General features: G+C 43.0%; 20 protein-coding genes. 9 read left to right on the top strand and 11 right to left on the bottom strand.

Translation table 11 applies throughout. The features are described from left to right. Window positions 1-56: 56 nt before the first annotated feature. Window positions 57-2,699 (bottom strand): ATP-dependent chaperone ClpB, encoded by a 2,643-nt coding sequence (gene clpB, locus RMY64_RS19685; RefSeq protein WP_322700896.1) that lies wholly within the window; start codon window positions 2,697-2,699, stop codon window positions 57-59. Between the two features lie 601 nt (window positions 2,700-3,300). Further along, a complete protein-coding gene (gene gloA, locus RMY64_RS19690; protein WP_322700897.1) occupies window positions 3,301-3,735 on the bottom strand; it encodes a lactoylglutathione lyase in 435 nt (144 codons plus the stop codon). Window positions 3,736-4,005: 270 nt separating this feature from the next. On the opposite strand from gloA, the gene eno reads away from it, so the two are divergent. After that, the gene (eno, locus tag RMY64_RS19695) at window positions 4,006-5,295 is read left to right on the top strand and encodes a phosphopyruvate hydratase (RefSeq protein WP_322700898.1); all 1,290 of its coding nucleotides are present in this window, start codon (window positions 4,006-4,008) and stop codon (window positions 5,293-5,295) included. Between the two features lie 81 nt (window positions 5,296-5,376). Here the strand turns inward: eno and argC are convergent, their stop codons facing one another. After that, a complete protein-coding gene (gene argC / locus RMY64_RS19700; RefSeq protein WP_322700899.1) occupies window positions 5,377-6,435 on the bottom strand; it encodes an N-acetyl-gamma-glutamyl-phosphate reductase in 1,059 nt (352 codons plus the stop codon). A 316-nt stretch (window positions 6,436-6,751) separates the two neighbouring features. Between argC and ribBA the strand changes: the two genes are divergently transcribed. The 4 genes from ribBA (at window position 6,752) to RMY64_RS19720 (ending at window position 9,414) form a co-directional block, all read left to right on the top strand. Further along, complete coding sequence (ribBA, locus tag RMY64_RS19705) at window positions 6,752-8,425, top strand: bifunctional 3,4-dihydroxy-2-butanone-4-phosphate synthase/GTP cyclohydrolase II (protein WP_322700900.1); 1,674 nt, start codon at window positions 6,752-6,754, stop codon at window positions 8,423-8,425. 90 nt (window positions 8,426-8,515) lie between these two features. Further along, entirely contained in the window at window positions 8,516-8,746 is a 231-nt protein-coding gene (locus tag RMY64_RS19710) for a hypothetical protein (RefSeq protein WP_322669814.1), read from the top strand. 57 nt (window positions 8,747-8,803) lie between these two features. Further along, the gene (locus RMY64_RS19715; protein ID WP_322669813.1) at window positions 8,804-9,070 is read left to right on the top strand and encodes a hypothetical protein; all 267 of its coding nucleotides are present in this window, start codon (window positions 8,804-8,806) and stop codon (window positions 9,068-9,070) included. Beyond that, on the top strand, window positions 9,067-9,414 hold the full coding sequence (locus tag RMY64_RS19720) for a putative toxin-antitoxin system toxin component, PIN family (RefSeq protein WP_322700901.1): 348 nt from the start codon (window positions 9,067-9,069) through the stop codon (window positions 9,412-9,414). Before RMY64_RS19715 ends, RMY64_RS19720 begins: the two co-directional genes overlap by 4 nt. 357 nt (window positions 9,415-9,771) lie before the next feature. On the opposite strand, the gene RMY64_RS19725 is transcribed toward RMY64_RS19720, so the two are convergent. After that, a complete protein-coding gene (locus tag RMY64_RS19725) occupies window positions 9,772-11,484 on the bottom strand; it encodes a diflavin flavoprotein (protein WP_322700902.1) in 1,713 nt (570 codons plus the stop codon). A gap of 164 nt (window positions 11,485-11,648) precedes the next feature. Further along, complete coding sequence (locus RMY64_RS19730; RefSeq protein ID WP_322700903.1) at window positions 11,649-13,373, bottom strand: diflavin flavoprotein; 1,725 nt, start codon at window positions 13,371-13,373, stop codon at window positions 11,649-11,651. Window positions 13,374-13,482: 109 nt separating this feature from the next. Here RMY64_RS19730 and RMY64_RS19735 point away from each other — a divergent pair, with 109 nt between their 5' ends. Genes RMY64_RS19735 through RMY64_RS19745 form a run of 3 tightly spaced genes read left to right on the top strand, consistent with a single transcriptional unit; the run spans window position 13,483 to window position 15,296 of the window. Then, window positions 13,483-14,343 (top strand): pantothenate kinase, encoded by an 861-nt coding sequence (locus RMY64_RS19735; RefSeq protein ID WP_322700904.1) that lies wholly within the window; start codon window positions 13,483-13,485, stop codon window positions 14,341-14,343. Window positions 14,344-14,370: 27 nt separating this feature from the next. Further along, window positions 14,371-14,823 carry a hypothetical protein gene (locus RMY64_RS19740; RefSeq protein ID WP_322700905.1) on the top strand — a complete coding sequence of 151 codons (453 nt, stop codon included), beginning with the start codon at window positions 14,371-14,373 and terminating at the stop codon, window positions 14,821-14,823. Window positions 14,824-14,831: 8 nt separating this feature from the next. Continuing rightward, window positions 14,832-15,296, top strand: a complete 465-nt coding sequence (locus RMY64_RS19745; protein WP_322700906.1) for a type II toxin-antitoxin system VapC family toxin — start codon at window positions 14,832-14,834, stop codon at window positions 15,294-15,296. Here RMY64_RS19745 and RMY64_RS19750 read toward each other — a convergent pair. Further along, window positions 15,288-16,130, bottom strand: a complete 843-nt coding sequence (locus RMY64_RS19750) for an alpha/beta hydrolase (protein WP_322700907.1) — start codon at window positions 16,128-16,130, stop codon at window positions 15,288-15,290. The two genes, RMY64_RS19745 and RMY64_RS19750, sit on opposite strands and share 9 nt — an antisense overlap. 210 nt (window positions 16,131-16,340) lie before the next feature. After that, window positions 16,341-16,835, bottom strand: a complete 495-nt coding sequence (locus RMY64_RS19755; protein WP_322669806.1) for an NUDIX hydrolase — start codon at window positions 16,833-16,835, stop codon at window positions 16,341-16,343. A 732-nt stretch (window positions 16,836-17,567) separates the two neighbouring features. On the opposite strand from RMY64_RS19755, the gene RMY64_RS19760 reads away from it, so the two are divergent. Then, entirely contained in the window at window positions 17,568-17,732 is a 165-nt protein-coding gene (locus tag RMY64_RS19760) for a hypothetical protein (protein ID WP_167407613.1), read from the top strand. 190 nt (window positions 17,733-17,922) lie between these two features. Here the strand turns inward: RMY64_RS19760 and argH are convergent, their stop codons facing one another. The 4 genes from argH to RMY64_RS19780 all read right to left on the bottom strand — a co-directional run bounded on the left by argH (window position 17,923) and on the right by RMY64_RS19780 (window position 22,477). Beyond that, window positions 17,923-19,308 (bottom strand): argininosuccinate lyase, encoded by a 1,386-nt coding sequence (argH, locus tag RMY64_RS19765; protein ID WP_322700908.1) that lies wholly within the window; start codon window positions 19,306-19,308, stop codon window positions 17,923-17,925. Window positions 19,309-19,412: 104 nt separating this feature from the next. Then, entirely contained in the window at window positions 19,413-19,619 is a 207-nt protein-coding gene (locus RMY64_RS19770) for a hypothetical protein (protein WP_094348493.1), read from the bottom strand. A 106-nt stretch (window positions 19,620-19,725) separates the two neighbouring features. Then, window positions 19,726-20,514, bottom strand: a complete 789-nt coding sequence (gene larB, locus RMY64_RS19775; RefSeq protein ID WP_322687735.1) for a nickel pincer cofactor biosynthesis protein LarB — start codon at window positions 20,512-20,514, stop codon at window positions 19,726-19,728. A gap of 178 nt (window positions 20,515-20,692) precedes the next feature. Next, entirely contained in the window at window positions 20,693-22,477 is a 1,785-nt protein-coding gene (locus RMY64_RS19780; RefSeq protein WP_322669803.1) for an ABC transporter substrate-binding protein, read from the bottom strand. Between the last annotated feature and the right edge of the window lie 48 nt (window positions 22,478-22,525).

Raw genomic sequence — 22,525 nt, forward strand, 5'->3', positions numbered from 1 at the left:
CTTCTCCCTACAGCCCTTTGGCTACGTCCCGTTGAGTGAAGGGGAGACGCTAGGTGCTATGTAGCAATTTGTGGTACTGACACCTTCACTAGCACTTTTTTGCTAAAAGACAGACCATTTTCATTTTTGTCAATGATAATCGTGTCTCCAGAGATAAAAGTATTCTCCAATAACTTGGTGGCAAGGGGGTTTTCTACTTCTCGCTGAATTGCCCGTTTGAGTGGGCGGGCACCGTAAACTGGGTCATAGCCTGATTCGACAAGGTGATCGCAGGCTGATTGGGATATCTCAAAGAAGATTTTTTGCTCGCGTAGGAGATTTTCTACCCGTTTGAGTTGAATGCGGATGATCTGCCGCATTTCAGTGCGACTGAGGGCATGGAAGAGAATAATATCATCAAGGCGGGTGAGAAATTCTGGGCGGAAATGCGATCGCAAAGCATCCATTACCCGCTTTTGCATTGTTTCATACTTGGAATCATCACCAGATATATCCAAAATATGTTCGCTACCAATGTTACTGGTCATCACAATGACGGTGTTACGAAAATCTACCGTCCTTCCTTGAGAGTCAGTAACTCTCCCATCATCCAACACCTGCAATAAAATGTTGAACACATCGGGGTGCGCCTTTTCTACTTCATCCAACAGCACCACTGAATAAGGACGGCGGCGAATCGCCTCGGAAAGTTGACCGCCTTCTTCATATCCTATGTATCCTGGAGGCGCACCCACTAAGCGAGAAACTGAGTGTTTTTCCATATACTCAGACATATCCAAGCGCACCAATGCATCATCAGAATCAAAGAGAAACTGAGCTAAAGCACGGGCAAGTTCGGTTTTACCCACACCTGTAGGGCCCATGAACAAAAATGAACCAATGGGACGAGAGGGATCTTTCATCCCCGCACGGGCGCGGCGAATTGCGGCTGCTACTGCTTCTACAGCCTCTTCTTGCCCAATGACTCGTTGATGCAAATGACTTTCTAATTGCAGTAATTTTTGTCGTTCCGATTCCAACAAGCGATTGACGGGGATTCCTGTCCACTTGGCGACGATTTCGGCAATGTCGGCTTCGGTGACTTGTTCTCGCAGCAACGTGGAACCTTGGTTTTGAATTTCTAAAAGGCTCGCTTCTTTAGCTTCACGCTCGTGCTGCACTCCCTCCAATTTGCCATACTTTAATTGAGCAGCTTTATTTAGATCGTAGGCGCGTTCCGCCTGTTCAATTTGCACTCGCAGCGCATCTTCTTCTTTCTTTAAGGCGCTTATCGCCTCCAATATCTGCTTTTCACCTTGCCATTGCTCATTAAATGTTTGCTGTTTTTCCGTCAAATTGGCGATTTCTTGCTCAATTCGCTGCAAACGTTCTTTTGTTTGGAGAGTACCCTTTTCTTCACCAGCTAATGATAGCTTTTCCATTTCTAATTGCATGAGGCGGCGATCGATGGTTTCCAATTCGGCTGGTTTGGAGGTAATCTCCATTTTCAACTGTGCTGCTGCTTCATCCACCAAATCAATAGCTTTATCTGGTAAGAAGCGATCGCTAATATAACGTGCTGACAAGGTTGCTGCTGCTACTAAAGCCGAATCAGAAATTTTGACGTTGTGATGCACTTCATAGCGTTCTTTCAACCCCCGCAGAATCGAAATAGTGTTTTCCACACTTGGCTGATCGACAAATACTTGCTGAAAGCGGCGTTCTAGGGCAGCGTCTTTCTCAATGTGTTTGCGGAATTCGTCAAGGGTAGTAGCACCAATACAACGCAGTTCTCCCCGCGCCAGCATTGGTTTGAGCAGATTTCCCGCATCCATTGCCCCTTGTTGGCTGGAACCTGTACCGACTACGGTATGTAGTTCGTCAATAAACAAGACAATTTGACCGTTAGATTCCGTAACTTCTTTGAGGACAGCTTTCAGGCGTTCTTCAAATTCTCCTCGCAATTTTGCCCCAGCAATTAAACTACCGATGTCTAAAGAGATGAGTTGGCGGTTTTTCAGAGATTCAGGAACATCACCGTTTACCATCCGTTGTGCTAATGCTTCGGCGATCGCAGTTTTACCTACCCCAGGTTCGCCAATGAGTACGGGGTTGTTTTTGCTACGACGAGACAATACTTGAATTACCCGTCGAATTTCGTCATCCCGCCCAATTACTGGGTCGAGTTTTCCCGCTTTTGCCTGTTCTGTCAAATCTCTGCCAAATTTTTGTAAGGCTTCATAGCGGGATTCTGGGGTTTGATCTGTTACCTTTTGGCTACCGCGAATAGTTTTGATTGTAGCTTCAAGTTTAGGTGCATCCGCATTAAAGCCTTTGAGCATCTTTCGTCCAATGCGATCGTCTTCAGCAAAGGCCAAAAGTATGTGTTCCACAGAAATGTAGGAATCTTTCATCCTAGCTCTAGCTTCCTCGGCTCGGTCTAGTAAAATATCTAAATTACGGCTAAGGTAAAGCTGATCGCTTTTACCAACTTTCGGCTGACGTTGGGTAAAGGCTTCTAGCTGCTGCTGCAAGCGGATTGGATCGACCTCAGATCGAGCTAGGATACGTATTGCTAGACTAGTAGGTTCTTCTAACAGGGCAATAATTAAATGTTCAACATCTAGTTGCTGTTGTTGATAAGCACGGACTATATCCTGAGATTTAACAATTGCTTCCCAGGCTTTATCAGTAAATTTATTTGGATCTGTAGGTTGCATCTTTAGAATTTTAGAATTTGAATTTTTAGTTTAAGGATTGGGGATTATTAAAGGGAGTAGGGAGTTGAGAGTGGTTGTAACCCTACTCCTTAATACCCAGATAATTATCCAAACATTCTGGGCGGATATCCGCGTGTATCTCCGGTGGCAATTTTGGATTGGCAATTGATGATAGTTTAATCCATTGCCTATTTCCTAATTTAAAACGAAAACACTGTTATGAGCAGACTTTCCCCAATGGTGTTATTGGAGCGATGTCTACGACTGGCTATTTGACTTCGCTATTAATATTGCTCATCAAGGACAGTATTGGGGAAATACTAATAGGATTTACGTAGAGGAGATCCCGTAACCCGCCCAAAAAGGGAAAACTCTAGCGCGTCTTCTGTGTTTACTGACACCAGATGACAGTGTGCCAGAAGAATCAATCTTTTTCTAGCTCCACTTTTTAAGACATCTGTGTAGATTTTCCGATCGCTCTTAAGCACAAATTGCTGCCCAGATTCCCGACTCCTTAAAGAAGTCGGGGATCTGAATTCAGCTTAGATAAATGACATTCCACCCTACTGGATAATTAATTTTTTGGAAATCCCTGATAGAATTATTGACTCACAAGTTGCTCTTGTGATTCCTGTTTGACTGCCGAACCTTGAGTTCCCACTTGAATCAGTTCAATTTTATACCCATCAGGATCTTCCACAAAAGCAATTACCGTCGAACCATGTTTCATTGCCCCTGGCTCGCGCACGACTTTACCGCCCTGAGTGCGAATTTCTTCACACGTAGCGTAAATATCATCAACGCCAAGGGCAATGTGACCGTAAGCATTACCTAATTCGTACTTTTCTACACCCCAGTTGTAGGTTAGTTCGATTACCGAGTTGTCGCTTTCGTCGCCATAGCCAACAAAAGCCAGGGTAAATTCTCCGCCTGGATAATCTTTTCGGCGCAGCAGTTTCATTTTGAGAATTTCACAGTAGAACTTTAAAGATTCTTCAAGGTTGCCCACCCGCAGCATTGTGTGTAGTAATCGCATATTGACCTTTTCTCTGTAATTGATTTAGTGTTATTCTCTGCAAACATTTTACCTAGCTCAAAGTCTTAAGGTAAAAATGCTGTCACAGAAAGAATTAAAAGCCGAAAGGACAGGATAAACAATTACCCATTCTGGGCATTGCTCCCTATCCCTGATAATGGAAATCTTCTTTAATCTCAGCCGAGAAAGTCTCTTAACCACCTATGCTAGCGATTGGGTTAGGCAACTGGACTGGATGCGTAACACACTCGAATAAAGGATAAAGTACAGATGAGTAAATTTCTAGATACTGCCATTGAGGCGATCGCAGCCCGTGAAATTCTTGATTCACGCGGTAGACCGACAATTGAAGCCGAAGTACATTTAGCTAATGGTGTTGTCGGACTGGCGCAAGTTCCCAGTGGTGCTTCTACTGGCACTTTTGAAGCTCACGAACTGCGTGATGGCGATAAAGGCCGTTACGGGGGCAAAGGCGTACTCAAGGCAGTACAAAACGTCAAAGAAGCACTTGCGCCACAATTGTTAGGCTTGGATGTCCTCAATCAAGAACTGCTAGACCGCACAATGATTGCGATAGATGGTTCTGCTAACAAAAAAAATTTGGGGGCTAATGCAATTTTGGGGGTTTCCTTAGCAGCTGCTAAAGCTGGTGCTGAGTCTCTAGAAATTCCTCTATATCGCTATTTGGGTGGCCCTTTAGCGAATTTGCTCCCGGTGCCGTTGATGAACGTGATTAACGGTGGCGCACACGCCTCAAATAACGTGGATTTTCAAGAGTTTATGATTGTCCCAATTGGCGCAACTTCCTTTCGGGAAGCGTTGCGCTGGGGTGCAGAGGTGTTTGCTACTCTCAGTCAAGTATTAGATGAGAAGGGTTTGCTTACTGGTGTGGGCGATGAAGGCGGCTTTGCTCCTAACCTAGAATCTAATCAGGTGGCTTTGGAATTGCTGGTTGCTGCCATTCAGAAAGCTGGTTACAAGCCAGGGGAACAAGTAGCTTTGGCGTTGGATGTGGCGGCTAGCGAGTTTTACAAGAATAGTCAGTATGTTTACGATGGTAAACCTCACGCCCCGACAGAGTTTATTGATTATTTAGGACAACTGGTTGACCAATACCCAATTGTGTCAATTGAGGATGGCTTACACGAAGAAGATTGGCAAAGTTGGCAATTGCTCACCCAGAAGTTAGGTTCGCGGGTGCAATTGGTAGGGGATGACTTGTTTGTGACTAACGCTACTCGCTTGCAAAGAGGCATCCAGGAAAAAGCCGCTAATGCCATCTTGATTAAACTCAATCAAATTGGTTCGCTTACCGAAACCTTGGAAACAATTGATTTGGCAACTCGCAACAGCATCCGTTCAGTAATTAGCCATCGTTCTGGTGAAACAGAAGACACAACGATCGCTGATTTAGCTGTAGCAACCCGTGCCGGTCAAATCAAAACAGGTTCTCTGTGTCGCAGCGAACGCGTAGCAAAATATAATCGCTTGCTACGAATTGAAGATGAACTAGGCGATCGCGCCGTTTATGCTGGTGCTGTAGGGTTAGGGCCGAAGTAGGGACTAGGGACTGGGGACTGGGGACTAGGGACTGGGGCAAGAATTCTTCCCAATACCCAATCCCCAGTACCCAATCCCCAATCAAGGATAAAACCCCAACTTGGGCAACCCCAAGGTTTCATCCCAGCCCATCATCAGGTTTAGACACTGAATAGCTTGGCCCGCCTGTCCTTTAATTAGATTGTCAATTGCTGACATGACAATTACGCGACCCGTGCGTGGGTCAACTTCTACACCGATGTAACAAAGATTGCTGCCGTTAGCCCACTTGGTTTGGGGGTAAACGCCGCTACCGCAGACTCTTACCCAAGGAGAGTTGCGGTAGAAGGCTGAGAAAATTGTGATTAAGTCATCTCGCACTAGACCTGGATCGCTCATTGTGGCATATACCGTTGCCAAAATACCGCGTACCATTGGGATCAGGTGCGGTGTAAATTGGATCATGAGTTCGTGACCAGCTAAGTCACTGCAAATTTGCTCAATTTCTGGGGTATGACGGTGACGACCAACATTAAAAGCTGTTATGGAGTTGTCGGCTTCAGCTAGTAATAAGTTGGTTTGAGCCTGCCGTCCGCTACTAGATGTGCCAGACTTGGCATCGATAATAGCTGTTTCCGGTCTGATTAAGCCTTGCTTTAAAAGTGGCGAAAGTGCAAGAAGACTAGCAGTGGCATAGGAACCGGGACAGCCAATAAGTTGAGCTTCGGCAATGCGATCGCGATAAAGTTCTGGTAATCCATAAACTGCTGTCGCTGCAATTGTGCGATCGCTTCTCTCCGTACCATACCAATTGGTATAAGTTGTCAAATTACTAAACCGATAGTCTGCACTCAAATCTAGTACTTTACATCCTTTTTCCAAAAGTTTGGGTGCTATTTGGCAAGCCAGACCATTTGGTAAAGACAGGAAAACTACTTCACAGCGGTGAGCAATTATTTCTGGTTCTACCGCCTCTATTAGCAGGTTAGTTGCATGAGCCAGATGCGGGTAAAGATCCCCAAAGGATTTCCCGATACTAGTCTCACCTCCTAAATAAACCATTTCGACTTCTGGGTGATCCATCAGTAGTCGTACTAACTGCACTCCACCATAGCCCGACGCGCCAACAATCCCAACGGGTACGCGTCTAAATTTGCCCATGATCTGAAATCCTTATCCCATGAATGGTTAATTCGTTCTCAGCTATCAACAATATCAGCGACCAGACGCACAGCACACAAAAGGTCTTAAACGCCTCTACTTTGTTCCGAGAAGATGGGGGAGCAAACAAATGATTATTATGCTTCCTCATCCTCTTGATCCTTTGCGATCGCTGCACTTTATCCCCACTTTTAATGGCAAAAATTTTTGCCCCGTTATCAAATCATTGCTAGTCTACTTCTCTGCCTTATAAAGGAGCTACAATCTAAAAGAAGAAATTGTTAAAAAAATTTACGTTTATAGCTGGAAATCTTCTGTGTCACAGCCTAATCCTACCCAAGCTTTTAAATTTGATTCGATTGATGCCGCTTTAGCAGACCTAAAAGCTGGTCGCGTCATTGTAGTGGTAGATGATGAAAATAGAGAAAATGAAGGCGACTTAATTTGTGCTGCCCAATTTGCCACACCCGACATGATTAATTTTATGGCGGTGGAAGCAAGAGGACTAATTTGTTTGGCAATGACAGGCGATCGCCTAGACGAGCTAGACTTACCCTTGATGGTAAGCAACATTACAGATACTAACCAAACTGCTTTCACTGTCAGTATTGATGCCGGGCCAGAATTAGGTGTCACTACAGGCATTTCAGCAGAAGACCGCGCCCGCACTATCCAGGTTACTCTCAACCCAGCCACAAAACCTACCGATTTACGCCGTCCTGGACATATTTTTCCCATTCGGGCTAAGGTTGGAGGCGTACTCAAACGCGCAGGACACACGGAAGCGGCTGTGGACTTAGCGAGATTAGCAGGGCTATACCCAGCGGGGGTAATTTGTGAAATTCAAAACTCCGATGGTTCAATGGCGCGCTTGCAGCAGTTAGTTGAATACGCGAAACGTCACAATTTAAAAATTATTAGTATTGCGGATTTAATCAGCTATCGCCTACAGCACGATCGCCTAGTTTATCGTGAAGTTATTACCAAACTGCCTAGTCAATTCGGTCAGTTTGAGATTTACGCCTATCGCCATACTCTGGATAATACAGAACACGTGGCAATTGTTAAAGGCGATCCCGCTAACTTCAAAGATGAGCCAGTAATGGTACGGATGCACTCAGAATGCTTAACTGGTGATGCTTTGGGTTCTTTGCGCTGCGACTGTCGGATGCAGCTTGTAGCTGCACTGAAAATGATTGAGTCTGCTGGTCAAGGTGTAGTTGTATACCTGCGTCAAGAAGGGCGGGGAATCGGCTTGATTAACAAACTCAAAGCCTACTCGTTGCAGGATATGGGACTAGATACAGTAGAAGCAAATGAGCGTTTGGGATTTCCTGCTGACTTGCGAGACTACGGTATGGGGGCACAAATGCTCATGGATTTGGGCATCAAAAAAATTCGCCTAATTACTAACAACCCCCGTAAAATTGCTGGAGTTAAGGGCTATGGGTTGGAAGTAGTCGATCGCGTGCCATTGTTAATTGAGGCAAACGACTACAATTCCTATTATCTGGCGACAAAGGCGAAAAAGCTGGGTCACATGCTGTTACAGACTTATCTGGTGACAGTAGCAATCCACTGGCAAGATGACCCGGAAGCTGTGACAGAACGTTATGAACGCTTAGAGAAGCTGCGACACTTAACCAGAAGTAACGATCTATTGTTACAGGAAGAGGCACGTCCCTTGGCGATCGCTTTATTTGACGAGCCATCTTTAACAGTACACTTAGGTTTCGATCAAGCAAAAGTTGCTAGCTGTGATTGGTATCAGCAGAGTGGTCATCCTTACATACAGGCAATCTTCCAAATTCTAGACAATCTCGCAACTGTGCCTTACATCCAGAAATTAGAATTTCTGATTTCTTCTGGTTGCGATCCTTTGAGTAATTTACAAGTCCAACTAGATCGGCAGACATTCGCCGATGGTACATTGCCTTCATCGATTAGCGATCGCTTGGAGACGCAGCAAATTTACAGCTTTAGCAAATAGCCACGAACTAAGAGAAAAATTTTTAAGGGGGTTGGAGATTTATTGTGCTTAAGTCTTACCTTCCCCCGAACTTTTCAGCCGTTCTTTTATATGACAATGAGAGTAATAAAAATTATTGTTGAAAAACATAATGACGGTTACGTAGTATATCCCTTGGGTATCAAGGGGGTTGTAGTTGGCGAAGGTGACAGCTATGAACAAGCACTAGCTGATGTTAAATCTGCTATCCACTGCCATATCGAGACATTTGGTCAAGAGGTTTTAGAAGAGCAATCACCAGTCCTAGAAGCTTTTGTGGCGGAAGCTGAGGTTCCTATTTAATCACTAAATGTAGAACAAGAAAAGGATAAAATCGAATCAAGCCTGAAGATTTAGATTATGAACACAACTATTATTGCCAAAGTCACAGCTGATGGAAAGCTAGAAATTCCTCTAGAGGTTTTGGAAAAGCTTCAGCCTTGTACAGAATATGAAGTATTTGTTACCGAAAATGAAATTGTGTTTAAAAAAACAAACAACCGATTAACATTAAAAGAATTAAGGCAACGAGTGATGCAGGCTGGTTCAGATCCAAATCAACCAACTCTCGAAGAAATTAATCAAATAGTCAAGGAAGTTAGGCAAGAACTTTGGACTGAAACATGAGGGTTGTAGTTGATGTAAATGTTTGGATTTCAGGATTACTTTGGGGAGGAGTGCCAGATATAGTTTTGCTACTGGCAGAGGAGCAGAAAATAACTATATTTGCATCTGATGCTTTATTTTTAGAGTTAGAAACTACTTTGCGCCGTCCAAAATTTCAGTCTAAAATCGAGTCTTTAAATTTAAGAGTAGAAGATATAATTAATGCTACAAAAGATGTACTCCAATTTTGTCTAACTGTTTCTGTCAGCGCTCCTCAATTACGCGATCCAAAAGATACTATAGTTCTGGCTGCGGCTATTGCTGCAAATGCTGAAGCAATTATTACTGGTGATTTAGATTTATAGGACTTACGCATTGACAGAAAATCCTAAATGATAGATATGCCTTTCAAGGCTTTTAGCTAGATTTTTCAATTATCTTTTTGCGATCGCAATTAACAAAGGATGCTTTGTAAAAGCCTGAAACAACCTATTTACGTTAATACACAAGATGATTCATTTGTACAGTGCGTAACTCCTAATTTATTGGTTTTAATAGAGTTTAATGGAATTTCCATTTTGACACCACAAGATTTTCTGATACGTTATTTTCCAGAAAGGTCTAATATTAATTCATAATTATTAATAGTCTACGGAAAGCACATAGCTGTACGTAATAGACACTGGGGAAGAATTTTCCAATCCCCAGTACCCAGTCCCTAATTAATAATGAGTTGCCGACTTGCGATGATGCACGGCTGTAACGCCATCAGTATCCAACAGTTTGCCACTCTCAACAGTTGCATAAACTAGCCAGTGGTCGCCAGATTCCATCCGGTTTTGTACGGAACATTCGAGATATGCTAGAGCATCCGTAAGTATGGGAGAACCGCTTTCAGCTTCTTCAGCGGCGACATCAGCAAATCGGTCTTGTCCTGGGCCAAAAGGTTTGAGGAAGTGCTTCATCAATCCCAGGTGATTCCCTTCTTTAAGAATATTGAGGACAAATTTGTTTCCTGTGTGCGTCAGTGTTTCTACTGCCCGATCTTTGGCAACGGCGATGGTTAAACCAGGTGGACTAAAGCTGGCTTGAGACACCCAAGAGGCTAACATGGCACTGGCGCGATCGCCTTCTTTGGCTGTGAGAACGCAAAGAGAACCGACAATCCTACCAACTGCTTGTTCTACATTTGTTGCAGGTTGACTTGGCGATCGCACTTTTCTCGCTTTCTTCAGTGCTTGGGCAAAGTCGGTTCCAGCTTCTTCGCATAATTGTAAGGTGGCATCGTCGGGTTTGAATTTGACGCGGATGGTATCAAAACCAAACCGATAGCCAGCATCTTTTAATTTACTCTCGATTAAATCAACCGCTTCCCCACTCCAGCCAAAGGAACCAAAAGCACCAGCGAGTTTATTGTTAGTAGCGGTAGATAGCACAATCCCTAATGCGGTCTGCACGGGTGTCGGTGCATGACCGCCGAGAGTGGGAGAACCGATGATGAAACCACCCGCTTTTTCGACAGCCGCTCGGATTTCTTCTGGTTCGGTAAATTCGCAGTTAATCGATTCTACGGCAACACCAGCTTTTGTGATCCCACGAGCGATCGCTTGGGCTAATGTGGCTGTATTTCCATAAGCTGATGCATAAATTAACGCTACTGTCAAGTCAGCAGATGTTTGCTGTTGACTCCATTCCCGATAAGCTTTGGTTAGGTCGATTAAGCCATAGCGCACCAAAGGCCCGTGTCCAGTGGCATACATTCTCACAGGAAAATTGACCAGTTTATCCAGCGCTGTTTCAACTTGACGAGCGTGGGGAGCCATCAGGCAATCAAAATAATAGCGCCGATCTTCGTTATATACTTCCCAGCCTTCATCAAATACCTGATCTCCACAAACGTGCGCCCCAAATAACTTATCTGTGTAGAGAATTTCTGTTTGTGGATCGTAGGTGCAAAGTTGATCGGCATAGCGGGGATTGGGAGTGGGAATAAATTCTAAATTATGCCCATTACCCAAATCTAGAGTTTCCTCGCCCCGCATCACAAGAATTTGCAAATCTTGATTTTCCAACGCCGCACGTAAATTTCTCGCCCCTGGATTAGAACATACAAAGGTGATTTGCGGGGCAATTTCTAACAAAGCTTTTAAAGTTGCAGCACGGTTAGGATTTACGTGTCCCAAAATTACATAATCTAAATCTTCGAGATGGAAACGTTGTTGCAAAGCTTCTAAATAAATTTGCGTAAAGGTTTCCCCTGGAGGATCGATAATGGCAGTTTTCTCGCTTTCAATTAAATAAGAATTAGCAGTTGTACCCTTAGCAAGAGCATATTCAATTTCAAATCTCAGCCTTGACCAACTGCGCGATCGCAGTATTCTCGTATCTGTCGCAATCGGGAAAACTTGAACGTCACGGGGTTTGTTTTTTGACATAGCTTTATTGGGGATTGGGTGATTGGGTACTGGGGATTGGGGATTGGGTACCGGGGATTGGGGATTGGGTATTTGGAAAACTTTTTCCCAGTTCCTAGTCCCCAGTCCTCGATCCCTAGTCCCTAGTCCCTAGTCCCTAGTCCCCAGTCCCTAGTCCCCAGTCCCTAATAATGATTACCAACTTTACGGTGATGCACAGCAGTCAAACTTTCTGGTTTAGAAACCCGTCCGGCGTAGACTGTGCTATATACTCCCCAATGGTCGCCGCAATCCATTCTGCTGATGACTTCACACTCCATGTAGGCGAGGGCATCGTTGAGGATGGGCGCACCATTTTCGGCTGGCTGAGTTCTCACACCTTGAAAACGATCTGCACCAGGGGCGAACCGTTTCAAAAAGTGTTTCATTAATGGTTGGAAATTGCCTTCTTCTAAAACGTTGAGAACAAAGCGATCGCCTACTTGCATGAGTGATTCAATTGCCCGATCTTTGGCGACTGCAATGGAGAATCCCAATGGTTTGAAGCTAGCTTGAGCAACCCAGGAGGCAAGCATCGCACTGGATACATCGCCTTTTTTGGCAGTAATAATATATAACCCGCCGCTGATTCTACCTAGTGCTTTATCTAAGTCAGCACCAAGGGATTTCATCGCTTTGATGTTGCGATCGCGTGTTACCCATTGAGCTAAGTCTGTACCCGCTTCTTCACACAACTTGTAGGTATTTTCCGTAGGCGTTTGTTTAATCCGAATTGGTGGAAAAACTGTTGTCAAACCCAAATTGCGGAATTTACTCACCAAAGGATCTATTGGCTCATCATCGCCACCACCGGTTTCAAATACGCCGATAGCTTGCTTTTCTTTGGTCGATCCTAAAACTGTGCTGAGTGCAGCTTGGATATTCGCAGCGCCAGAAGCCGGAGGTAATCCAACGACTAGTCCAGCACAACGGCTAACTAGTTCCCGCAGTTCTTGTAAATCGACTTCAGATCCCAAATCGACAATTTCCACGGCGACACCAGTTTTACCGATACCGTTGGCAATTGCTTGCGCTAGGCGATCGCTATATCCGTATTCAGAAACGTAAAATATCCCAATCGTTGTTTCTGCCTTGGTTTGGCTTTGGCTCCAAGTGCGGTAACGTCCAACTAGTTCTTCTACATTGTGAGATAATAAGGGGCCGTGCCCTGTGGCAATCATGTCGATGGTTTTCAGTTCACCCATCCGTTTCAGCGCAGATAGAACCGAGCGGGCATTGGGCCCCATCAAGCAATCGTAGTAGTAATGAAAGTCTTCTTCGATCGCTGCCAGGTTTTCATCAAAAGTGCTGTCTGAGCAATAGTGCAACCCAAAAGCGTCGCAGGTGTAGAGAGTTTTGGTTTTGTGGTCAAAGCTGAAAATGGTATCCGGCCAATGTAAATTTGGAGCAATCACGAATTCAAATTCATGCCCATTGCCCAAATCTAAGCGATCGCCATTTTTCACAATCCGCCGTTTAAATGGCTGATGTACCAAATTCTCCAGAAACTGAATCGCCACTTTAGAACCGACAACGGTTATTTCTGGAGCCATAAGCAGCAAATCTTTAACTAAACCGCTATGATCTGGCTCCGTGTGGCTGATAATTAAATAATCAATCTCTGTTGGGTTGATTAATCCGGTGAGCGTATCAAAGTATAGTTGGCGAAATTTTTCGTGGGAGGTATCAACTAAGGCAGTCTGCTCCCCGCGAATGAGAAACGAGTTATAAGTGGTGCCGTTTTGCAGACCAAACTCAATATCGAAGCGATCGCGATCCCAATCCAAAGAGCGAATAGCCGTTGTCTCTTGAGCAATCTCTACAGTCTGTATGGTGAGCCGTTTTTCAGTTTTTTCTGTGAGTGCTACCATAACTCCCTCCTTGACACAATGAGTATTTCTTCCTCTTCTTTTATTGTTACACGGCTTTAATGTTAATTTTTATTAAAAAACCTATAGTTGACTTAAAAAAGTTAAAAGTGTGAAACCACAGAGGCACAGAGAGGAAATTTGGCTAGCCTTGGAAATTGGTAATTCGCGGCTGCATTGGGCATTGTTTATTGGCGAGACACTTTACTCAGCTTGGGATACCGACTATCTTGCTGAGTCTGTCATACAACATCTAACTGAATTTCAAACCCTAGATGATTTATTGCTGGCAATTTCTCCAAGCCATCAACAAAGTAATTTTCTCACAAATACTCCACCCCTTTGCGCTTTTGTCTCTCTGCCCCCGTGCCCTCTTGTCCTTGCCTCAGTAGTTCCCAGTCAAACTGCTATTTGGCAAACTTACCCAAATGTTCGCGTTATTACCTTAGACCAAATACCACTAAAAGGCGTGTATCCCACACTAGGAATTGACCGCGCTTTAGCTTTGTGGGGTGCGGCGAAAACTTGGGGTTTTCCGATGTTGGTAATTGATGCTGGAACAGCGCTAACTTTCACGGCTGCGGATGCTAATGAGTGTCTAGTTGGAGGTGCAATTTTGCCGGGATTAGGCTTGCAATTTGCAACTCTCGGTCAAAAAACAGGACAATTACCATTAGTAGAAATGCAAAATTTTCCGTCTCTACCAGCACGTTTTGCTCTCAATACTAAAGAAGCAATTCAAAGCGGGATAATTTACACAGTATTAGCTGGAATCAAAGATTTTATTGAAGCCTGGTTGCAATTATTTCCTAATGGTAAGATTGCAATTAAAGGGGGCGATCGCACTTTATTGATTAACTACTTGCAAGCTTTATATCCTGAAATTGCAGATACTTTAATTGTGGAAACAAATTTGATTTTTTGGGGAATGTGCGAAATAGTAATGGGTGATAGTACAGATGAAATAAAATGAAGAGAGAAGTTTATCCATAGTGAAGTTATGCCCAAAGCATCATCGCTTTATGTAATTATGCAACAACTTGCTGCCCTTTCTTTAGTGGATCTTTTCAAACTTAGGGCAATAATCGATGCGTTGATTGAGGAAAAATCTTCTCCACCGTCCAATATTTTGAGTGTTGGAAGCTATCAAAGAGCAATGTCTGTTTCTAGTGAAACGAGAGACATTGATATCGCTGCTGTATTCCCTCCTATGATTCCGGGGTCGAGTATAAGAGGTCAGATCAGATCCGCTATTATCTCAGGAAACTTAGAACACATTAATTTAGATGAATATCAAGTTGTCCAATTTTCTAAATCGGAAGCAAAAGGGGATGATTCCTTAGAAAAGGTAATAAAACTGGTTGACGAATGGATGGCTGATGAATCTGGATACGATGAGCAAACATACCCACAGATTGAGACAGCTTTGAACCAAAATCAGTTATCACTATAAAAACTTAGATGGGTAGAGCCATATTGCTAGACACTCATCCTTTGAGTCAAGTAATACATCCAAAAGTAAACCAAAAAGTCCAACAGTGGTTGAAATCTTTACAGAAAACCGAAACTGTTATACGTGTGCCAGAAATAGCTGATTATGAACTTCGGCGTGAACTATTGAGACAAGGAAAACAAAAGAGTATAGATCGCCTCAACAAACTTAGCCAAGATTGTCTCATCCCACTGACTCCCGAAACGATGCGAAAAGCAGCCGAATTATGGGCATGGGTACGAAACCAGGGGAGGCCTACAGCAAGCAATGAAAGTTTGGATGGTGATGTAATTCTTGCTACTCAAGCAATTCTTCAATTAAGGAGTTTTAATCAGGTCATAGTTGTGACAACAAACTTGAAACACATATCACGGTTTGAGAGCGAAGGAATATGTGTAGTGGATTGGCAACAAACCTTGAATGAGCTAGTTTAATTCGTTGAAATTATGACTTTTTAAAATACCTTGAATAAACTCCCGAATTTCGCTCGCCACAACCTCAGCACAAGATTCTGGCAAGTCATTTCCGGCATGGGCAATCATTTTCAACTCGACTTTCGGTATCAGTTGAGCATAAACACGGCTTCTGGCTAAAGCATCTGGAGTATCTTGGCCACCTTGTAAAATAAAAACTGGGACATCTATCATATAAAGCTGCTTTTGTAGTAATTCCGCCTCAATTTCTACTTGTCGCCGTTTGAAAAGTAACTGGCAACCTATGGGATACGGCAATAGCGATTGACGCAACTGCAAGTCTTGGGCAATTTTTTCATGCCAACCCAGGATTTTAGTCAAAGGACTGAGCGATCGCAACAATTTAACTACTAGTGGTGGATAATTCAATAATCGCCGCATTTTCTGACAATACTCTTCTTGTCCTGCTATCTCTACGCCCTCTGGTGCTAGCAGTACCACACCATCAACTTTCTCTGGATACTTTAAAGCATAGCTAGCAGCAATCCAACCCCCAAGAGAATGCCCCACTAAATATACTTTTTCTAGCTTCACAGCTTGCAAAAATTCAGCTAAACACTCAACTTGTAAATCTATCGAATGATAGATATTAGGATTTTCTGATTCACCAAACCCTAACAAATCAGGTGCAAAACAATGAAAATCTTGTGCAAGGGATTCCATCACAGATAACCATTGACTGCTCTCATTCCAAGCACCATGTAAAAAAATTATAGGAGTTTTTTCACCGACTTCACGCCAGAATAATAGCCCTTGAGAGAGCTTTCTCCGGGAGTTACGCAATAGTGTATCCATTTTATTTAGTAGTTAACTTTTAGCATCATAATAAATAGTCATTAGTCATTAGTCATTAGTCATTAGTCAAATTACAAACACAAAGGTGTGGTGCAATTCGTTTAGCGTCTCCTTGGGGAAGCCTATCGTAGAGGAGAGAGGATTCCTTAAATCATAACCTTGGTGGAAATAACCAATGACAAATGACAAATGACAAATGACAAAATATTATTATGCCAATGTTGTCAAACCATTCAAGTAGTCTTGCAACTGCCGAGTATGGTCGTGAGACATCTTTCCTGAAGGTAGTAAACTGGGAGAGAAAGCTTGGATTTCCATGACTTCTAAAGTGTCTTGAATCTCCATTGTCCCATGCACCTCGGCTTCAACCACAATACAAATTGAATGGATTCTGGGATCGCGGTCTGGTGCAGAGTAAACTCCTACTAAACGGTTAATTTTCACCAATTCTAGCCCGGTTTCCTCCATTAATTCCCGGCGCACTGTATTGGGAATATCTTCTCCCCAATCTACAATCCCTCCAGGCAATGACCAAAGACCATTGTCGCGCCGCCGGATCAGTACAATCCGACCATCGGGTAAAATTGGGATGATACTAGTGCCAGTAATGGGATGACGAAATATTATACCCAATACTGTTTGTCCAATACGCCATAAGCTACGTGTGGACTCGACAGCTGCCGGAAAAAAAGCAATAACGTTCAATCTTCAAAATTTATGTGTTGTATTCTATATTTCCCTACCACTTACATAAGCTCAACTAATAAAATTTTCGTTGAGTTTTATTTTATACAAAAATGTTTGTGGGTTGAGATTTTATTCTTACGATTTACGTAGAATACTATCGATTCTAACATCAAGTTTCAATAGAAGCACTGTATTTATATATACATACTATTTATTGAATCAGGTATATTTTTAGTTTATGGCAAGCATTAGTGGTATTGAAACTAGCTATCACTTATAGTTTTTCAGTAAATATAAAAAAATATGAATAATAAGTCAAAATCCAAAATTCTGAATATCTAAATTTATAAGAGGCAATTAACTAGAGTTTAAGACCTCCTCTTAATTTAAATATCGCTCAATCAAATATTAGACTTCATGCTTAAATTCACCTATGCCTGCTAAGTTTTGATGACTAATTACTGAATTATTTATTAATAAAATTGGTTTGTTTCTATAACAACAACTAGTGAGCTATTTTACAATCTATTTGACCCATTGGAATCTAATAAAAGATATTTTTCGTCTTGCTAGTGGAGATAATTCAGAATTTTTATTGACAAAGTTAGGTATAATGCGATAGACTAGTACACTGTTTAAAGCGTATTTATTGCTGCACTAGGTTAAAAGTATATCAATAACATTGGTAACTAATATTGCCTACGTGATGCCTAGTTGCTACTTTTTTGTTGTTTATTAATAGAGGTGAACATGGCCAAGCGCCGTAACCCGAAAAAAGAAAAGGCGCTACGTAACCAGGCGTATGCCAGAAAGTTTCGTAAACGGACTACGACAGGAAGAATGCAGAGAAGGTTCCAACAAAGACCACCAAAGAGTGAGGAAGAAGAAGGCGCAGCAGCAGCTGACACTGAATAAGTTGTCTGCCTAAATCCTTATTGTTTGGGTTATTTACCTTTTAGGGCGCACATTTATTTGTACGCCCTTATTTATTTTTGGGGATTGGGGCATTGGGCATTGGGCATTGGGCATTGGGCATTAGTTATTCCCCTTGTCTCCCTTATCTTTTTTGTCCCCCTTGTCCCTACTCCCCAGTTTCCCAATCCCTCTATTGAGCAATTTGAGCACGGGCGGCTATGAGTGCTTTGTTTACCTGAACAAAGCCAGTACCTCCGTAACTGTTGCGGGCAGCAACAACTTGACGGGGGGAAATCGCCTCATAAATATCTGCTGCAAATGCCGGATGTATTTGTTGCCACTCTTCCAATTTTAAATCTTTTAGGAGTTTACCTGCGGCAATACTAGTTTTTACTACCTTACCTACAAGGTTGTAAGCTTCCCGAAAAGGAACGCCCCGTGCTGCCAAATAATCTGCTACATCGGTAGCATTAGAAAAATCCTCCGCTACAGCTGATGCTAACCGCTGGGTACGAAATTCTAAGCCTTCTCTGAGCAAAATCGTCATCGCTTCTAGAGAAGCTTTGACTGTGTTAACGCTATCAAATAGACCTTCTTTATCTTCTTGTAAATCTTTGTTATATGCCAGGGGTAGCCCTTTCATAATGACTAACATCGCCTGGAGATGACCGAATACACGTCCTGTTTTTCCCCGCACCAATTCTGGAACATCAGGGTTTTTCTTTTGAGGCATGATACTGGAACCTGTAGCACAGCTATCTTTGAGGGTGACGAAGCGAAATTCTTCAGATGACCAAAGAATGACTTCTTCTGCAAGGCGGCTGAGGTGAACCATAATCAAGCTAGCAGCACACAAAAATTCGATCGCAAAATCGCGATCGCTCACTCCATCGAGGCTATTAGCATAAATATCGTCAAAATTCAATAGTTTGGCTGTGTAGTGGCGATCAATGGGGAAAGTAGTTCCCGCTAAAGCACCGCATCCTAAAGGTGAAATATTCACGCGGCGAGAAACGTCTCCTAAGCGTTCCCAGTCGCGTTGCGCCATTTGAAAGTATGCCAAGAGGTGGTGAGCTAAACTCAGGGGTTGGGCGCGTTGGAGGTGGGTATAGCCAGGAATCAGAGTTTCAACGTGCTTTTCGGCTATATCAAGTAAAACACTTTGAAATTCTCGTAATTGGCTTTTGATTTGTTGGATTTGGTCGCGGAGATAGAGTCTGGTATCGGTTCCAACTTGGTCATTACGCGATCGCGCTGTATGCAGCTTTTTACCTACATCGCCAACAATTTCTGTCAGTCGGCGTTCAACTGCAAAATGCACATCTTCAGCATCGACACCGGGCTGAAATTTCCCCTGGCGGTACTCTTGGCGAATTTGTTCTAAACCGGCAACCAGTTGCTCTCCTTCTTCTGGGGAGATAATGCCCGTGTGAGCAAGCATTTTGGCATGAGCTTGAGAACCAGTCAGGTCATATTCGATTAATTCAATATCAAAACTTATACTGGCATTAAAACGAGCGATCGCTGGATGCAACGCTGATTCAAACCGCTGGCTCCAAGTTTCTTCTTTGGTCATAAATTATCAAAAGAGTGGGCGAGAGTTAAGAGTTAAGAGTGAGGAATTATGAGTTTTTGACTCCTAACTTCTCACTCCTCACTTTCAACTCCTAACTTTTAAATTTAACCGTAGCTAGTTAGATTCCGAATCATATAGCCAATGACTAAACCAATCAACAATGCCCACACTTGACCTGTTTGTATAAAGTGGCTCCAAGCTTTTTGCATCTGACCCATAACGTTTGGATCGGTGATTGTTTGTGCTAGTGCCGTCAAATTTACAGGCAAATGCCAAAGTAACTGAGATGTCAAATCGCTGTAATTGCTCATATTTGGTAATTAAGAAGTTAGGACTGAAAAATTCCAGTATCAGTTCATTTTTTACATTAAGTACTGATATTTACTGAAATATTAGATATAACTTCAATGTCTTAACTCAAGATGCAGCCGATGCCAACCGCAATTTCTCGGCAGTCCGCAAAATTTGCCCCGCCAAAACTGCTGCACCAAAACCATTATCGATATTGACTACGCCTACTCCCGCAGCACAAGAGTTAAGCATTGTCAATAAAGGTGCTAAACCACCAAAACTTGCGCCATAACCAATGCTGGTGGGTACGGCAATCACGGGACAACTCGCTAAACCTGCAACAACGCTGGGTAAAGCGCCTTCCATCCCCGCCACGACAATCAACACCGATGCTGATTCAATCAGGTGGCGGTTACTCAGCAAACGGTGAATTCCAGCAACACCAACATCCCAGAGACGCTGTACCCGAAAACCAGAAAGTTCAGCAGTGACAGCCGCTTCTTCAGCAACGGCTAAATCGGCAGTACCAGCAGAAAGAATGCCAATTTCACCTGCAAATTGTGGTTCGATGGTAGGGGGAGCGATCGCACAAATTCGCGCCGATTCGTAATATCGCAAACCGCTAACTTTTGATTGCAATACGGTATAAACTGCTGCTTCGATACGAGTTGCCATCACGACCGGATTGCGGAGGCGCATCACCTCGATAATTTGAGCAATTTGGTCGGGAGTCTTACCAGGGCCCCAAATCACCTCTGGAAAACCAGTTCTTAGCTGGCGATGATGGTCAATTTTGGCAAATTCACCTACAGATTCATAAGTTAAATCTTTGAGTGAGTCTAATGCCGTATCTGGCGTAACTTTACCATTAGCAACCGCTTCTAAGAGCGATCGCAAAGTTTTTTCATTGGTCATGGGTCATTTTTCCTTTGTCATTTGTCATTTGTTTTTTGTGAATAAACAATGCCCCATGCCCCTCAATAGTAATTAGTGCTGAGTGCTGAGTTGTGAATCTTACTTATTTACTAGGAACTCGGAACGGGCTAAACGCCCCGCTTCCGCTAAAGGAACTGTTTTGCCCAATGCCCAATGCCTAATCTTCTGTTACTTTAATTTGTTCAATATTCCAGAATGCGCCGCCAAGAGCAGAGAATTTAATGCCTTCAAAACGATTACGCACCGCTGATAATGAATAAGGATTAACCAAGTAAATAAAAGGTAAATTTTCCTGAGTAATCCGCTGTGTTTCGGCATAAATCGCTTTAACTTTAGCTTCGTCTAATTCCTGTGCAGCTTGAATGTAAAGATTCCCTATTTCCGCTTCCCAAGGAGCAACCTCCCAACCCTGAATCGGCTTTTGTCCTGCTTGGGGTTTCTGATTAAACATGTGCAATCCGCCTTCAGGTGCCCAGACATTAGCTCCGTCATTCGGTTCTAATCCGCCAGTCAAACCCATCAAAGAAGCTTCCCAATCCAAGGAGTTAGAAGTTTTATCAGTAAAAGTATTCCATGCCAACGGCGTGAAATCAACTTGAATGCCGATTTTGCTCAAGTCTTGTTTAATCTGCGATCCCATTGCCTCACGGATTTTATTTCCAGCATTAGTAAGCAAAGAGAAACGAACGCGATTTCCCTGAGAATCTACTAACTGATTGTTGTTGTACTTAAATCCTGCTTTTAGCAGTAATTCCTTCGCTTTTTGTTGATTGTAATCGTAAACTTTTAACCCCTCTTTAGGGGAAAGGTAATAGGGGCTTTGCACAGAAATCGGTGAATTTTGTGCTACACCCAAGCCGCGAAAAGTATTATTAATCATCGTTTGGCGGTCAATTGCATAAGCTATAGCTTGCCGAAATTGCACATTATTGAACCACCGAGATTTAACTGGATCTACCAGTGGTTTTCCGTCCCTTTTACCTTTGTTGAGATTGAACCAAACAAACGATGTAGCAGATGTTGGCCCTCCATTATAAATTGTGAAATTACTCTGTTTTTCTTGCACCTTTAGCAAAGAAAAGTAATCTGGTGACACTCCTACAGTATCTAACCCGCCAGAACGAAATTGCAGCAAGGAGGTATCTGTTGATTCCACAATTTGCCAAATTACCCGTTCAATATAAGGTTGGGAATTACCTTGAGCGTCCTTGCGCCAGTAGTAGGGATTGCGCCGGAAGACCACACGCTGACTTGTGTCGTAGCGCTCTATTTTGTAAGGGCCGTTGACAATAATTTGGTCGGGAGGAGTATCAACACCCCATTTTGTCAGAAAAATCGGACTCCCATTTTGGTCTTTGATTTTTACTGATTGTTGCAATATGTGGGCAGGCAAAATTGGCGAACCTGTATTTAGTAAGAAAGGTCTAAAGGGTTCTGGTACGATAAACTCAACCCGGCGCTCATCCACTTTTTGCACAGTGGGTAGCTTCCGACTCTCACCAATTCTCAAACCGTCTCTCACATCTGTAGGAATTGCTTCGTTAAGGTAAATATCGTTGTAGGTAAACACCACATCATCTACTGTTAGTGGCTGACCATCAGACCATTTCAACCCTTCGCGTAGGGTAAAAACAATCTTTAATTTATCATCAGAAATTTGCCAGGATTCAGCTAATGCTGGCTCAATTTTTGCAGTGATTGGATTTTGGGTAATTAACCCCTCGTAAATTAAAGGAAAAACATTAGGAAACTCTTGACTCAGGGGGTAGTTAAAAGTTTTAGGATCGCTGAGAATGCTACTTACTAATTGCGGTACTTGAGCAGCGGGACTTTTAAAGTTAGCTGGGTTGCAGGCGGTAACTGTAAATGCTATTGCTGAAGTAAAAATTATTGGCAGCCAAAAACGTTTAATTGCCAAAAATATTTGTCTAAAAAAGTTCATAATTACTAATCTATTTACATTCTAATCAGTCTTGAATATCTTTATTAG

Origin of the sequence: Nostoc sp. DedQUE08 (assembly GCF_034530895.1) — a bacterium.
In the GTDB taxonomy this organism is placed as follows: Bacteria; Cyanobacteriota; Cyanobacteriia; order Cyanobacteriales; family Nostocaceae; genus Nostoc.